We start from the raw sequence: 15,538 nt of genomic DNA on the forward strand, positions 1-15,538 counted from the left end.
CACATAATGAATAACAGAGCTGTAAATAAGCGCTTACATATTTTCCAGAGGAGGAATTGCACGCATGCCTTATACCCCGAACAAACTATATTACGGCGTCGCCTATTATGATGAATATATGCCCTATGATCGGTTGGAGGAAGACATCGCGCTCATGAAGGAAGCAGGCATCAATCTGGTGCGAATCGCTGAAAGTACATGGAGCACGCATGAACCGCAGGATGGTGTATTCGACTTCAGTTCAGTAGATCGCGTATTAGAAGCAATGCACAACGCCGGCATTGATGTGATCGTCGGCACGCCTACTTACGCCGTCCCAACATGGCTGGTCAAAGCCTATCCTGAAGTGCTGGCAACGACCAAGAACGGTCCGGGTCGCTACGGCGCGCGTCAGATTATGGATATCACCAGCCCAGTCTATTTGCGGTATGCCGAGCGCATCATCCGTAAGCTAATATCCCGTGTAGCGGATCATCCGGCGGTGATCGGGTTTCAGGTGGATAACGAGACGAAGCATTACGGCACAGTCGGACACAATGTGCAGACGATGTTTGTCAAACATATGAAGCAGCGATTTGCTCATGATCTGGATCAGCTCAATCATGTATATGGGCTGGATTATTGGAGCAATCGCATCAACAGCTGGGAAGACTTCCCGTCGGTTGTTGGCACGATTAATGGCAGTCTGGGTGCGGAATTCTCACGGTTTCAACGACAGCTCGTGACGGATTTCCTGAGCTGGCAGGTAGAGCTGGTACGTGAATATGCGCGGGACGACCAGTTTGTGACGCATAACTTTGACTTTGAATGGCGCGGCTATTCGCATGGGATTCAGCCGGATGTGAACCATTTTGAAGCGTCCAAGTCGCTGGATATTGTCGGCACCGACATTTACCATCCAAGCCAAGGATCACTGACGGGTAACGAGATTTCCTTTGCCGGGGATGTGATTCGCTCCACCAAGAACAAGCCGTATTTTGTACTGGAAACGGAAGCGCAGGCGTTCAAGCAGTGGGTTCCGTATCCGGGTCAATTGCGTATGCAGGCGTACAGTCATATCGCATCCGGTGCGGTGATGGTGGAATACTGGCACTGGCATTCCATTCACAACTCGGCGGAAACGTATTGGAAAGGATTGCTCAGCCACGATCTGAAGCCGAATCCGGTCTACAACGAAGCGAAGATCATCGGTAGCGAATTTGCCCGTTTGTCGGATAAGTTGACTGGGCTGCGCAAGCATCATCGCGTCGCTATGCTGATCAGTAACGAAAGCCTGACCGCGCTGGACTGGTTTCCATTCGCCGGACGCGCCTTTAGCGGCAATACACCGTACAACTACAACGACGTATTCCGCTTGCTGTACGATCAGCTGTACCGCTTGAATATCGGCGTGGATATTCTCAACCCGGAAAATGGTCAGCCAGAGGATTACGATCTGGTGATCGTACCGCCGCTGTATACAGTGAGCGACGATTATTTGCATCGTCTGAACCGATATGTAGCAAATGGCGGGCATATCGTGTACGCGTTCAAATCCGGGTTTGCCAACGAGCATATCCAAGTCCGCACCGTCTCGCAGCCGGGCATCATTAGCGAAGCATGCGGCGCGTCGTACCAGCTGTTTGTGGAGCCGGAAGGCACCACGCTCACCAGTGATATTTTACCGTTGGACGGGTTACATACCGAAGTCCGCGAATGGATGGAATTGCTCGTACCGGAAGGCGCAGAGGTGCTTGCCCGTTATGAACATCCACACTGGGGACAATATGCGGCTATTACTCGCAACCGTCATGGCAAAGGCAGTGCGACGTATATCGGATGCTTTACGACACCAGAGGTCATTCGTGCCACGCTGGAGCATATTGTGCGTGATATCGGATTGTGGGGCGACGATCAGGAGCTGCATTTCCCGGCGGTGGTCAAGCATAGCGTCAATGAAGCCGGACAGCAGGTGCATTTCTATTTCAACTATTCGGATGAGCCGCTCACCATTCCTTATCCATATGGTAACGGAACCTCCTTGCTGGATGAGCAATCTATTAGCGGCGGAGATGAATTGAAGCTGGAACGCTGGGGCACAGTCATCATTGAGGAAGATGTACAGTAAATCAATAGATATGTTGCCAAACATTACAGCGGGCTGTGTAACGACGATAGAAGGATATGCAGCCCGCTGTCACGTTGGCTTACTTTGAAAAGGAGTGTTGAGTATGGGAGTTATGGCAGAGCAGGCACCAGTGGAGTCAAATGGTTCCGCTGAAAAGATTTCGTTTCGCGAGCGATTCGGGTACGGGATTGGCGATCTGGCGACCAATCTGATCTATGCGTCGATGGCATCGTTTTTGACTTTCTTTTATACCGATACGGTCGGCATCTCTGCCGGGGTGATCGGCACGATTATGCTGCTGGCGCGTGTGCTCGATGCAGTGCTTGATCTGGTGATGGGTGTAGCGGTCGACAAGACGCGTTCCCGACATGGTAAGGCACGCTCATGGATTCTGTGGACGTCGGTGCCATTTGGATTGTCTGCGATTCTGCTCGTAACGGTGCCGGATATTGGGTATACGGGCAAGATTGTATATATCATCGTTACCTATTTGCTTATGAATATTGTATTTACTGCATCTAACATCCCATATGGAACACTCGTATCATTGATTACACGCGATCCATATGAACGCTCGGTGCTGGCGATCTTTCGCAATTTTCTGGCGACGATCGGTTCGACGACAGTCGGCGTAGTGACGCTGCCGATGATTGCCTTTTTCGGTAATACTCAGCTGGCATGGATCATTACCTTTTCGATCTACGGTGTGGTGGCAATTGCACTATTTTACTGGAACTTCTTCCATACGAGAGAACGCGTCAAACCAGCTGCGTCTGAGCAACAGACGTTCAAGCTGTCGCTCTGGGTACAGGCAGTGCTGCAAAATAAATACTGGCTCATGATCTTCCTGTTCCTTCTGCTGCAATTCACTCTGCTCAGCCTGAATCAAGGCGTTAACGTCTATTATGCCAACTATATTCTCGGCGATCCTGATTATGTAAGCGCATTAACGCTGGCGCTGTCCATTCCTTCCCTCCTTGGACTGTTCATCATCGCACCCGTCATCAAAAAGATCGGCAAACGCAATACCGCCCTCATCGGACTCAGCTTATCGCTTATCGGAACACTGATCGTCTTCATTGATCCGACGAATGTAGGGCTGGTCATCTTTGCCACTGTTGTCAAAGGGCTTGGCGGTGCGCCAGTCGGTGCGACCATGTTCGCCTTTCTCGCGGATACGATTGATTACGGCGAATGGGTCAGCGGCGTACGCGCCGAAGGTGTACTGTTCAGCGCAGGCAGTCTAGGGCAAAAGATCGGCATGGGCGTCGGCACCGCACTGCTCGGCTGGTTTCTGAGTATCGGCGGTTATGTAGGCGGCGCAGCAACCCAGTCCGCCGGTGCGCTGCATATGATCCAGATTATCTTTATCGTGATGCCCGCCATTATCGTGGTGCTGGAAATTATCGTCATGCTGCTGTACAAGCTGGATCGCGAGTATCCAACTATCATGGAACAACTGGCAAAAGGCAAGATGCGTGGGGAAAAATAATCGTCATATGGAAGAACTGTTAAACTGAAATGATACTCTATCATCTATCACAGTTTCTTAGGAACGGCATGACGAAACCATTGCATGAGACAGAACGGCGTGACGACATGACGACCAAATGAACATGGTTCCAAACCGAATGAAGGCAGCATGAACAGGTGTCGCCAATAGCACTTCACTACGTAGCTATTGTCCTACGATCAATTAACAGCATATGACAACGTATTGTAGCATTCCTTTCTCAGACGGTGCGGAAATAGCGATATACCTTGTCCAGCTTCTGCGCATGACGCCCTTTCTTACTTTCCATATTGCCGAATTCAAAAAATTTCACTTTGCGAATGCCGATGTAGTTAAACAACGCACGCTTCATCAGCAGTCGATGCGCATTGCCTAGCCAGTATTGCAAATACCCAGTCGGTCCCTGCATCGTGGACACGCAGACGACAGATTTGCCTTTTAACAAGCCTTCCGGCAGCAGATCACCAGCTTTGCGATATTGAAAAGCAAAACCTGACGCCATCATACGATCAATGAATCCAAGCAGCATCGCTGGCGGACGTCCCCACCAGATCGGATACACAAACACAATTTGATCCGCCCAGCGTATTTGCTCACGGTAATGATCCAGCTCCGGGTCAATGTGCATATCGCGGCGACGCTTATGCTCGTTAAAGATCAGCGCTGGGTTGAACTGGTCGGCGTACAGATCAATCGTGCGAATCTCGTCCACCGCAACATTTTCCTGACTGCCGCGAACGACCTGCTGCATCATCGCATAACAGAGACTGTCGTGATTTGGATGCGTGTAAATGATCAGTGTTTTCATATGTTTTACTCCTTTTAGTTATCATTTGATAAATAAAATATAGCAAAGCATTCATTTACTTGTCAAATGATAATTGTTTTATGATAACCTCTCTGGTATGTTGGTGAAAGAAAGAGGTGATCGTATGCAGGATTCTACACTGTTTCGCCAGTTTATCGGCTTCGTCACATCGGTGCATCACGCCACTGCCGACATGTCCTCCGGCATCCGGCTAGATAACATCACGCCGATTCAATATAAAATACTGGAATATCTCGCCGTCAGCCAGCCACAAACGCCCAGTGCAATTAGCGATTGCATGCAGATGTCCATGCCTAATACAAGCCGCGAACTGCGCAAGCTGATTGAAAAAGGATTATGCGAAAAGCTATCCGATCCCAATGATCGCCGCAAACAACTGTTTCGCCTCACCACCGATGGAACAGAGATGATCAACGGTATATTTGCTCAGATTGAAGTGAAGTTCAACGAGCGGATCCAAGGGCTGGATACGCAGGAGCAGCAGGAATTGGAGCAGGCATTGCAGCTGTTGCAGCGAAAGGTATTTTATTGAGTTGGTTTGATATAGGAATGACAATGTACGAGAGCAACAAAAGCCGTCCTTCTGCTGCGTGACAGCGTAGATGGACGGCTTTGTAGTATACAGCGGATTACATGACGGCGATTGATAGCAATCTATCGTCGTCGCTTCATTTTTGAAGAGGAATAGGAATTGGTGGCAAATCGTGCTTCGTATCAACTGTATATTACAGTACCATTTTGCTTGCTTCGACTTGCGTTATATCGGGCGAAAGGATACATCCATTATCCTGAAAATAAAAAACAGCCATCCGCATACATACGGATAGCTGTTCCTAGCGCTCAACTGTCGCTCATACCAGTAACCTTAATTGCCCTTCTTCACCGTAACAATCGCCTGTTCCAATGCCGCAATCACTCGGTCCGTCCAATCATCGAATGCGGGATCTTCCTTTTGCAGCTCTGGATGGTCCAAAATATACTGCACCGCACGCTTCAACCCTTGATCCGCACGAATCGTAGCGGTGAAGCCCGGCACCAGCCGTTTCAGCTTACTGTTGTCAAATACGACGGTATGCGCTTTGTCACCGAGCAGACCGCCGCGATAATCCTCATCGCTGCACGCATCGAGGAATTCGGATGAGACATGTACTGCCTTCAGCTCCACGCCAAGTGCGGACGCGATAATCTCATGAATCTGGTTCCAAGTCACTGACTCGTCCGACATGATGTTCACCGCTTCACCAATCGCATGAATATTGCCCATCAGCCCGATAAAGCCTTTGGCAAAATCGTCGCTATGCGTGAGCGTCCAGAGCGATGTGCCATCCCCGTGAATAATGACTGGCTTGCCTTCCAGCAACCGCCGTGCCAGTTGCCAGCTGGATTGACTGCCATGCACGCCGACCGGCAGCGAACGGTCGCTGTATGTATGGCTCGGTCGCACAATCGTCACGGGGAATCCCTGCTCCCGGTACTGCTTCATCAGATAATCTTCGCAGGCAATCTTGTTACGCGAATATTCCCAGTACGGATTGGATAATGGCGTTCCCTCATTGATCCGGTAATCCGACAATGGCTTCTGATAGGCCGAAGCCGAGCTAATAAATATAAACTGTTTGGTTTTCCCCGCAAACAGACGATAATCCCGTTCCACCTGATCCGGTGTAAACGCGATAAAGTCTGCCACCACATCAAATTCCAAATCTTCAATCAATCCTGCCACATGCTGCTCGTCGTTGATATCGCCTTGTAGCAGATGTGCGCCGTCTGGTAATCCGTTGTTACGATTCCCCCGATTAAGCAAATACAATTCATGCCCTTGCTCCAACAACTGTGCAGAAATCGATTCACTGATCGTGCCTGTACCTCCAATAAATAGCGCTTTCATGTTTGCACCTCCAACGTAATGGATCGGTCTGGGCTTACCTTTTAACGATAGCACTCCTGTACCGCCGTTACAAATGATTCCTCATGTTCCGATACAGTACACAAGGATGTCTCAAAATTGGGACTTTACTTCATATTCAATGATCATATATGTTAACAGGGAACACTTACTCCGCTAACATCGATAGAAATCATGGTTACGGAGAGATACGGGCAATCCTTCACGGGATCGAGCCTGCCAGTCGAGAAAGGGGATTTTGCATGAACAGCCAGACACCGGCGGATAGCGCGCCAAAGGAAAAAACACCGGGCGCCGCCAGAGAATTCAAACAATGGGCCATTATGCTAGTCGTGGTCGTATTGGTTGCACTGCTTGTACGCACATTGTTGTTTGCATCGTTTGAGGTACAAGGACAATCGATGGAACCGAATTTTCATACAAATGAGCGCATTATCGTCAACAAGCTTGTGTACGATTTTCACCAGCCTCAACCGGGTGATGTGATCGTGTTAAAAGTACCATCCAAAAATCGCGATTTTATTAAACGCGTAATCGCGGTCGGCGGAGACAAAGTGAGCGTTGAAGGCGACACCGTAACTGTGAATGGCACCAAACTGGATGAACCATACATTGCTGCTCCAGTAGCACATGCCCAGCAGCAAGGCAACTCCTACAACATCAATAACTTTCCAACAACAGAAATTCCAGATGGTACGGTGCCGGATGGTTATCTGTTCGTCATGGGCGACAATCGTTCCAACAGCGAAGACAGCCGCATGATCGGATACATCCCCGTGAGCGATGTGATCGGGCGCGCCGACGTGATCTTCTGGCCCGCCGTCGATATGCAGCTGGTTAAATCGGGCGAAGCGACTCGCGTCGTGAATGCTTCGTCAACAGAGGATGGTACGAGTAAGTAACAGAATTTTCCTGTGTGCGGACTGCCATGATTGTGCTAAACGCACGCCTATATGCAGCAAGTTCTATAAGCGCCAATTTGGCGCTTTTTTTTATAAAATGATGTTGGACATACTTTGACTCAAATGACCAGATCATGTGCAGTGCTTGTCCTTCCTGAAATGTGGCTGACTTTGGGCAGCTTGGCACACCTACCATACGAATGATTTTTCCAACAAAAAAAGAGCAGCTCATGGCTGCCCTTTTCTATCTATTCACACAAACTATTCATACAGGAGCGTGTACGAAATACCCTTGGTAAACTGTACCTAATCAAGTGTATATCTACCTGCATGCAGTTGAGCTGGCTACGAACGTACTGCTACTATGCTAATTTACGCCTGTTTGCCAGGCTGATTACCTGTTTCCGCTTCCCAGCGTGCAATTTCCTCACGGACAATCGGTGCGACTTCTTTGCCGAGCAGTTCCACCGCACGGAGTACATCGTCGTGATCGGACATCGTGCCAACCGGCGTATGCAGCATGAAGCGAGTAATGCCGACATTTTTGCGCAGATGGATGATCTTCTTCGCTACCGTGTCCACGTCACCGACATACAGCGCACCTTCAAAGCTGCGCGCTGCGTCAAAGGAAGCACGCGTATACGCTCCCCAGCCGCGCTCGCGTCCAAGCTGGCTCATTGCCGCTTGTGTGGATGGGAAGAATTTGTCGGCTGCGATCTCGTTACTGTCCGCGATAAAGCCGTGCGAGTGCGATGCGACCGACAGCTTGGATGCGTCGTGTCCAGCATGTGCTGCGGCTTTGTAATACAGCTCCACCAGCGGAGCGAATTGGGTCGGACGACCACCGATGATCGCCAAGACGAGCGGCAGACCGAGCAACCCGGCACGTACAACGGATTCACTATTGCCACCGCTGCCGATCCATACTGGCAACGGGTCTTGCACTGGACGTGGATAGACACCGCGACCTTCGATCGCCGGACGATGACCACCACTCCAGTTTACAATTTCCGAATCGCGAATTTGCAGCAGCAGCTCCAGCTTCTCGTCAAACAGCGCGTCATAGTCGTCCAGATTATAGCCAAACAGCGGAAAAGATTCGATAAACGAGCCGCGCCCTGCCATAATCTCCGCACGCCCGTTGGAGATCGCATCCAGTGTGGAGAACTCCTGAAATACCCGTACCGGATCGGCAGAGGACAGTACCGTTACTGCGCTAGTCAGACGAATATTCTTTGTTTGCGAAGCGGCTGCTGCCAAAATGACTGCTGGCGCGGATGCCGCGTAATCAGCGCGATGATGCTCGCCCACGCCGAAGATATCCAGACCGACTTGATCTGCCAGCACAATCTCGTCCACGACCTGACGAATGCGCTCTGCATGACTGATGACTTTGCCGGTTTCTGTATCGGCGGTTGTTTCGACGAATGTACTAATGCCTATTTCCATGAGTAAAAATCCTCCTTGAAGTTATCTATCTGCCATAACGACGTCCACTATATACATAAACGATGTGCTGGTATCTCGTGTATCCATCACACATCCACATTCAAAATATCTTTATTTCGAAATATTATTTATCTTTATTTAAAACTATTTTCGAGGCGATTGCAAGTGTTTGTTAGTAAACACCCTCTATCATAATGCAAAAAGCCTGCTCTATGCTCATCAGAGCACAGTAGCAGGCTTTGTTTATGTGTACCAAGCAGCGAGATACGCAATCTAATCATGCGACATGAAACTTGGTACATTCAGCAATTAGGCTTTTTTCACAAACTCCGATTTCAGCTTCATCGCGCCGAAGCCGTCGATTTTGCAGTCGATGTTGTGGTCGCCTTCTTCGATCAGGCGGATGCTTTTGACGCGTGTGCCGATCTTCAGTACAGATGAGCTGCCTTTGACCTTGAGGTCTTTGATAACTGTTACGCTATCGCCGTCTTGCAACAGATTACCGTTAGCATCGCGTACGACAAACGCTTCTTCCGCTCCATTTGACTCGCCACCCGGCGTCCATTCATGTCCGCATTCCGGGCATACGAGCAGTCCCGTGCCGTCCTCATATGTGTACGCGGAGTTACATTCCGGGCAGTTTGGCAATTCATTCATAGTTCACTTCTCCATTCATGGTTTTCATGCGCCTATTTTCCCACACACTTTATCATCTGGCAATGTCGGATATTTCCATTCAAATTGTAGATATTTTCGGAAAAGTAGCAATAATTTCCTGAATTGAGTACAGATCTGGTTATAGGCAGGTACACAGGTGGTATACATGAAAGACTGATAAAACGAGCGACGAAAGGAAGGATGGCATGAGCCATTATATTTTACACGTATTCACGCTACGCAATGTCATGCGTTTGCTGCGTCCGATTGCGGTGCTATGTTCCAGTGTGGCGATTATTTTCTCCGGCGTTTTTCCGCTGCTGGCATATGAAGGCGTTTCCGTAATAAATATCGTTATAATCGCAATTGTGCTGCTGGTCGGATGCATTCTGATCCATGGCATTCTGACACATGCGCTCAACGATTATACCGATTATCTGTCGGGCACGGATCAGCTTAGTCCAGCCATGCTATCTGGCGGTAGTCGTGTCATTCAGGAAGGTCGCATTACGCCAGGAATACTGTATCGGTTCGGTCTGTGGCTGATGGGCATCTTATTGGTAGCAGATGTGATCCTGCTGCTGACTGGACAATATCGGCTGGCGATTCTACTGCTGGTCGGCATCTGGGGTGCAGCGTCGTATTCGTTACCTGCACTGCGACTCAGCTATTATCCGCTTGCCGGTGAATGGATCAGTACCTTTCCGTCAGCGCTGTTTCTCGGTCTGGGCGGAGCATGGCTGGCTACCGGCAGTTTCCCACTCTGGTCCGTGCAAAATGCGATCATTAATGCGCTCTACTGTATCGCTTGGGTGATGGTGCATCATATTCCCGATCTGGATGCCGACCGCCAAGCTTCGCCAGTCAAACGTACCAGTGTCGTCTGGTCTGCGGATCGCTGGGGCATAGAATTCAGCCGAGTGCCTGCCTTGGTGTATATGGTGCTAATCGCCCTGTGCGGTATTTGGCTCGCAATCAGCGGACGTTATATCGCAGCAGTCGGTATCGGCATCATCGTTCTGCTATCGATCTGGTGGATCTGGACAATGGACGTGCAGCAACCTGATTCCGTCACCGCCTGTGAGAAGAAACTGCTATTGCTCGCTATCGCCGGAGCAGTGCTGCTGGGCATTTTCGTCTAAGTAGGTATGGTTATGTAATGGTTATTTGTATGTAATAGGTATGTAGAATGTACATTGACGAATATCTTTAGCGAACAAATACCGTATTGGATCATATTTCACAATCGACAAGACCATACGCAACAGCCTGCAACGGAATAATCGCAGGCTTTGCTCACGTATGCTGTTTCGATTAACACATATTGTGTAGATCGTCGTCTATTGCTCTCGCTGAATGTACAGCGGACGCACATCCACTTCGCCCTCAGACGACGGATGACGTAGCGCTTCCAGCACCACCTGTGCATGATACCCATCGTAAAAGTTATAGATCTGCCCCGGCTGACCTTGCAGCAGATTCACAACCTGCCCGAAAATCGGCAATCGACTGTCTTCCGCCGGTATCGACGGTTCTACCGATTGCGGCTCCTGACCGACTTCGTTCCAATACAGCTGCTGCCAGTTTTCCAGTGCAATATCGCCCTGCTCGCCATGCACTAGCAGCGATACGCGCTCCTGCTCTGCTTGCCCGCTATGCCCAGACAGACGTATGCGCAGTCCATTATCTAGCGTCAGCGTCGCTTTCACTTCTTGTTCGCACTGCTGCGGATCGTCTGGATAGATCACATGGCTCTGCACATGCGTAATCTCGCCAAAGATCTGCTGAATCATATGAACCCAGTGCACGCCCACCTCCAAAATAAACCCACCTTGATGACGCGTGGAGATCCAGCTGTTCTGCTGCCATGCACGCGGCCACTGCGGAAAATGCAGCAACAATTCCAACTCCCGAATCTCGCCGATCTTCCCTTCCTTCACCCATTTGCCCACTTGTAATACAGCAGGCTCCTGTGGAAAGGAGAAATGCACCGCATGCAGCTTGCCCGACTCTGATGCACATTCCAGCAGAGCACGCGCTTCATCCAGACTGTTCGCCAGCGGCTTTTCACAAAAGACAGCAATGCCTCGCTCAAATGCCGCTAGTGCCGCATCATAATGAAAAGCAGGCGGTACGGCGATATACACCAGATCCGGCTTGATCTCGTCCAACATACGGATGTATTCTGCCGCTTCGTATTCACGCGCGCCCGTTTCTGCCACCGCGCGGCTACGCTTGTCACCATCCGCATCACAGACGGCAACTACCTCCGCTTGCTGCGCATAACGTGGCAACCATGTATACACCAATCTCTCGCCCATGTTACCCAGCCCGGTAACGGCAATACGAATTTTGCTCATCATCATTCTCCTGTTCGTTTCCTATTATGAAGTTCCATTGTATGACTATAATATAGCCCTAAGAAAAGGTACCATACTGCATTCATCTTAGCATTTCTAGTGTATGTTGGTCACAAGGATGCAGTCAAAAAGCCGCTCTCGCATGAGAACGGCTTAGAGATGTAACAGAAGCAAAATGCTAACTGCCTTGATAGAAAGCGCACTGAGCGGAGTACTTCATATTCATGAACGAGTATTGAATATCCGTTACTCAGTACTTATCTAAATACTCAGTACTCATCGAAGAAGGTCTGAATCTGCTTCGCATCCTTCGTTTGTGTCAGCGCCAGCATGAGCAGAATGCGTGCTTTTTGCGGGTTCAGCGAGTCGGATGAGATCATACCGTTCTGATCATCCTCGTCGGAATGCGTAACAACGCCACTGCCGGTGCGAGTAGAACGAACAACTGCTACGCCAGAAGCGGCAGCTTTGATCGCGCCTGCCTTGGACAGGCTGGATAGTGAACCATTGCCGCTACCTGCGACAACGATGCCTTTGGCACCTGCCGCTACGGCTGCATCGTACAGATAACTCCCATTATTCTGATATTCGTACAAAATATCCACCTGCGGCAATTCCGTCAGATCGGTAATATCGAATACCGAATCGGCAGTATGCTTGCGAGTTGGCTCATTATAAAAGTAGACCTTGCCGCCGGATACGACACCTAAGTAGCCTTGCTCCGTCGATTTGAATGTATCCGTGCCAGTCGTGTTCGTTTTGGTAATATAACGTGCTGCACCGATGCGATCATTTAGCTCAATTAGCACGCCTTTGCCACTAGCTTGCGGGGTACCGGCGATTTTGACAGCATTGTACAAATTAAAGGAACCGTCCGCGCTGATTGCTGTTGCGGGACGCATCGCTCCTACGACCACGACGGGCTTATTGCTTTTTACAACCAGATCGAGGAAATACGCCGTTTCTTCCAATGTATCCGTACCATGCGTCACGACCACTCCATCCACATCGTCAGAAGCTAGCAATTCATTGATCCGTTTGGCAAGCTTGAGCAGTACTGCATTGTCTACATCCGGGCTGCCGACATTAGCAATCTGTTCGCCGCTCACATTGGCAATCTCCTTCATCTCCGGTACGGCGTTAATGAGCGTATCGATGCCGAGCGCACCCGCCTGATAGCCGGTCACATCGGTATTGGATGCGGATGATCCAGCAATTGTGCCGCCAGTCGCCAGTATTTTGATATTCGGCAGGTCGCTCGCGACAGGAGTAGTTGCTGTCGCTGTTGCCGAGACAGATGTACTGCTTGCCTTCGCTGTCGTTGTACCTGTGGACGCGGATGTGACTTTGGCTGTACCAGATGCTGCGGATACTGCTGTCTTGCTCACTGTAGTAGAAGGAGCAGAAGATGTTGCCGCTGCCGCCGATTCCAGTGTTACTGGCAGCACCAGCGCCGTTACCAGTACAAATGCCCCTATATTCCGTGTCCAGCTGTTCCATTTGATCATTCATATTCCTCCTTCAGGATGTTGGTTTAGTATGGTAGACCTGTATATGCGCTATGCTACGTATGTATAAACATTCATTGGAACTAGCGAATATACGCAGTACATATTCTATATATCCGAACAAAAGGATGTATCTCCACCTTCAATATCGACTTTTATAACAAAACCGCCTTCGATATGTTAGTTTAATTTACATAAAATATCTGTTTCGAGGTAAAGTATAATAAAATCTCTACTTTTACGTCAAGTAAATTTACATAAATATAAATGATCGTGCATATTATACAAATTAGATTTTGGGATTTCAGGTATATTTTCCTTTTATGTATATTTGTTTTTCCTGCAAAATAGCTATACCCATCTCATCCAAATTTCGTTATAATATCCAACTGTAAGCGTATACAATATCGTATTTCGCTTGTTTTCCGTATTCTTTCATGTTGCATGATGTTCAGTTCGCTATTGCTCTATCGCCAGTTTTTGCTTGCTCACGGCATATCTCGTAGCGTGCGTATTAAGCGTATGTCGAACCTGACTGCAATGGCGCAGCTGAACGTCCTATCATCAAATGGAGTACATACTATGAGGAGGAATCAAAATGACGATTTTGCCTACGATTTGCCGTCGTTGGACGGGCTGGAGTGTGTTCCCTTTATCTGTACTACTGCTGACAAGTAGCTGGTCGGGAGGGGTTGCCCATGCACAGGATACCACTGTCAACCCAACCGCTTCGACGCAAGCCACAGTCCAAACGATCCATATCAATGGACAACAGCATTACCAGCACATTGACGGTTTTGGTGCATCTGGTGCGTGGAGTATGGATCATATCGGCTCCGAATGGTCAGACAAAAATAAAAACCGGATCGCCGATCTGCTATTTTCACAAGATAAGGGCATCGGGCTATCGATCTGGCGCTTCAATATCGGAGCAGGCAGCACCGTCACCGATCAGGATATTATTAGCGATCCGTGGCGCCGCGCTGACAGCTTCAAATCCGCTGCCAATCAGCCATACGACTGGTCGAAGCAGGCAGGGCAGCAATGGTTTCTCAAAGCTGCCAAGCAGCGCGGCGTTAGTCAGACCGTCGCTTTTGTAAACAGCCCGCCGGTATGGATGACCAAAAATGGACACGGACAGCCAGATGATTCTGTGGGCAGCACCAACCTGAAGCCAGATGCGGTGAAGGATTACGCCGTGTTCCTCGCGGATGTACTGGAGCATTTTGACAAGCAAAAGCTGGGCTTCAACTATATTAGCCCTATCAACGAACCGACTTGGGACTGGAACAAAGCCGGGCAGGAAGGCAATCGCTACAATATCGATGATATTCGCAATGTGCTAACCGCTCTGCACACCGAGCTACAAAAGCGCGGACTGCATACCGAGATCGATGCAATCGAAGCGGTCGAATACTTGTCTCTGCTGGATAACGATCAGTACGCCGCCTTCACTGGTAAAGCGGGCAGCACGTACACTAGCGGCAATGCAAGCGGCAAATATCCGGGCAAATACAGCGAATATATCAAGGAACTGCTGGGCGATCCAACAACTGCCAAGATCATCGGTAACAAGATCAGCGCCCACGCCTACTGGTCGGATCAGTCCAACCCCGGCGACGACCGACTGGTTCGTCTGCGCGAACTAGTACGCGACAACCTGAACCGATATGGACAAAATCTTACATTCTGGATGTCCGAATATTGCATCCTCGGTGATCGCGGTCCCGGACGAGACCTCACGATGAAGACCGCACTGGATGTAGCAAAAGTCGTGCATTACGATATGGTGACTACGCAGGCGTCTGCATGGCAATGGTGGCTCGCCGTATCCAAAGAAGATTACAAGGACGGTCTGATCTACACCGATTACCAAAACCCAGGCGATGAACAGTCCATTTTACCGTCCAAAACGCTATGGGCGCTAGGCAACTATAGCCGCTTCGTTCGTCCCGGTGCAGAACGCATCGGTCTGGATGGTGCCAACAATCCAGATGGTCTGATGGGATCAGCGTATTACCACAGCAAAGACAAACAGCTATCTGTCGTGTTCGTCAACAGCAGCACCACCGCGCAAACGGTACAGCTGAATATTAGCAATCTGCCGGGCGGCAAACAGGTGAAGCAACTCACACCATATATCACGTCGGATACGCAAGATTTGCAGCGCCAATCCGCTGTACCAGTGACACAGAGCTATACAATTCCTGCACGCTCAGTCGTTACACTGGTTGCCAGCAAGTAAGCATCGTCCCAATCAAGTAGAGATGCCGAGATTGACTATATCCTTGAGCAATGAAACCGAAC

General features: G+C 49.5%; 12 protein-coding genes. 6 read left to right on the plus strand and 6 right to left on the minus strand.

What is annotated here, in order from left to right; genetic code table 11:
- Window positions 1–64: 64 nt before the first annotated feature.
- A complete protein-coding gene (locus ACDE64_RS23215) occupies window positions 65–2,107 on the plus strand; it encodes a beta-galactosidase (RefSeq protein ID WP_411348489.1) in 2,043 nt (680 codons plus the stop codon).
- A 103-nt stretch (window positions 2,108–2,210) separates the two neighbouring features.
- On the plus strand, window positions 2,211–3,599 hold the full coding sequence (locus ACDE64_RS23220) for an MFS transporter (protein WP_411348490.1): 1,389 nt from the start codon (window positions 2,211–2,213) through the stop codon (window positions 3,597–3,599).
- A gap of 241 nt (window positions 3,600–3,840) precedes the next feature.
- Here the strand turns inward: ACDE64_RS23220 and ACDE64_RS23225 are convergent, their stop codons facing one another.
- On the minus strand, window positions 3,841–4,428 hold the full coding sequence (locus tag ACDE64_RS23225) for an NAD(P)H-dependent oxidoreductase (RefSeq protein ID WP_411348491.1): 588 nt from the start codon (window positions 4,426–4,428) through the stop codon (window positions 3,841–3,843).
- A gap of 124 nt (window positions 4,429–4,552) precedes the next feature.
- Between ACDE64_RS23225 and ACDE64_RS23230 the strand changes: the two genes are divergently transcribed.
- Window positions 4,553–4,981 carry a MarR family winged helix-turn-helix transcriptional regulator gene (locus ACDE64_RS23230; protein ID WP_411348492.1) on the plus strand — a complete coding sequence of 143 codons (429 nt, stop codon included), beginning with the start codon at window positions 4,553–4,555 and terminating at the stop codon, window positions 4,979–4,981.
- A 333-nt stretch (window positions 4,982–5,314) separates the two neighbouring features.
- Here the strand turns inward: ACDE64_RS23230 and ACDE64_RS23235 are convergent, their stop codons facing one another.
- The gene (locus ACDE64_RS23235; protein WP_411348493.1) at window positions 5,315–6,337 is read right to left on the minus strand and encodes an SDR family oxidoreductase; all 1,023 of its coding nucleotides are present in this window, start codon (window positions 6,335–6,337) and stop codon (window positions 5,315–5,317) included.
- A 260-nt stretch (window positions 6,338–6,597) separates the two neighbouring features.
- Here ACDE64_RS23235 and lepB point away from each other — a divergent pair, with 260 nt between their 5' ends.
- The gene (gene lepB / locus ACDE64_RS23240; protein WP_411348494.1) at window positions 6,598–7,257 is read left to right on the plus strand and encodes a signal peptidase I; all 660 of its coding nucleotides are present in this window, start codon (window positions 6,598–6,600) and stop codon (window positions 7,255–7,257) included.
- A 372-nt stretch (window positions 7,258–7,629) separates the two neighbouring features.
- Here the strand turns inward: lepB and ACDE64_RS23245 are convergent, their stop codons facing one another.
- The gene (locus ACDE64_RS23245) at window positions 7,630–8,706 is read right to left on the minus strand and encodes an LLM class flavin-dependent oxidoreductase (RefSeq protein ID WP_411348495.1); all 1,077 of its coding nucleotides are present in this window, start codon (window positions 8,704–8,706) and stop codon (window positions 7,630–7,632) included.
- 309 nt (window positions 8,707–9,015) lie between these two features.
- Window positions 9,016–9,363 carry a zinc ribbon domain-containing protein YjdM gene (locus ACDE64_RS23250; protein WP_411344413.1) on the minus strand — a complete coding sequence of 116 codons (348 nt, stop codon included), beginning with the start codon at window positions 9,361–9,363 and terminating at the stop codon, window positions 9,016–9,018.
- A gap of 206 nt (window positions 9,364–9,569) precedes the next feature.
- On the opposite strand from ACDE64_RS23250, the gene ACDE64_RS23255 reads away from it, so the two are divergent.
- Window positions 9,570–10,505, plus strand: coding sequence for a prenyltransferase (locus tag ACDE64_RS23255; RefSeq protein WP_411348496.1), 936 nt, complete (start codon window positions 9,570–9,572; stop codon window positions 10,503–10,505).
- A 198-nt stretch (window positions 10,506–10,703) separates the two neighbouring features.
- Here the strand turns inward: ACDE64_RS23255 and ACDE64_RS23260 are convergent, their stop codons facing one another.
- Together ACDE64_RS23260 and ACDE64_RS23265 are read right to left on the minus strand one after the other, a co-directional pair.
- Window positions 10,704–11,729, minus strand: a complete 1,026-nt coding sequence (locus ACDE64_RS23260; protein WP_411348497.1) for a Gfo/Idh/MocA family protein — start codon at window positions 11,727–11,729, stop codon at window positions 10,704–10,706.
- A 263-nt stretch (window positions 11,730–11,992) separates the two neighbouring features.
- The gene (locus tag ACDE64_RS23265) at window positions 11,993–13,231 is read right to left on the minus strand and encodes a type II asparaginase (protein ID WP_411348498.1); all 1,239 of its coding nucleotides are present in this window, start codon (window positions 13,229–13,231) and stop codon (window positions 11,993–11,995) included.
- Window positions 13,232–13,829: 598 nt separating this feature from the next.
- On the opposite strand from ACDE64_RS23265, the gene ACDE64_RS23270 reads away from it, so the two are divergent.
- Window positions 13,830–15,476, plus strand: a complete 1,647-nt coding sequence (locus ACDE64_RS23270) for a glycoside hydrolase (protein ID WP_411348499.1) — start codon at window positions 13,830–13,832, stop codon at window positions 15,474–15,476.
- Window positions 15,477–15,538 lie beyond the last annotated feature (62 nt).

The organism is Paenibacillus sp. WLX2291, from assembly GCF_046603665.1.
GTDB lineage: Bacteria > Bacillota > Bacilli > Paenibacillales > Paenibacillaceae > Saccharibacillus.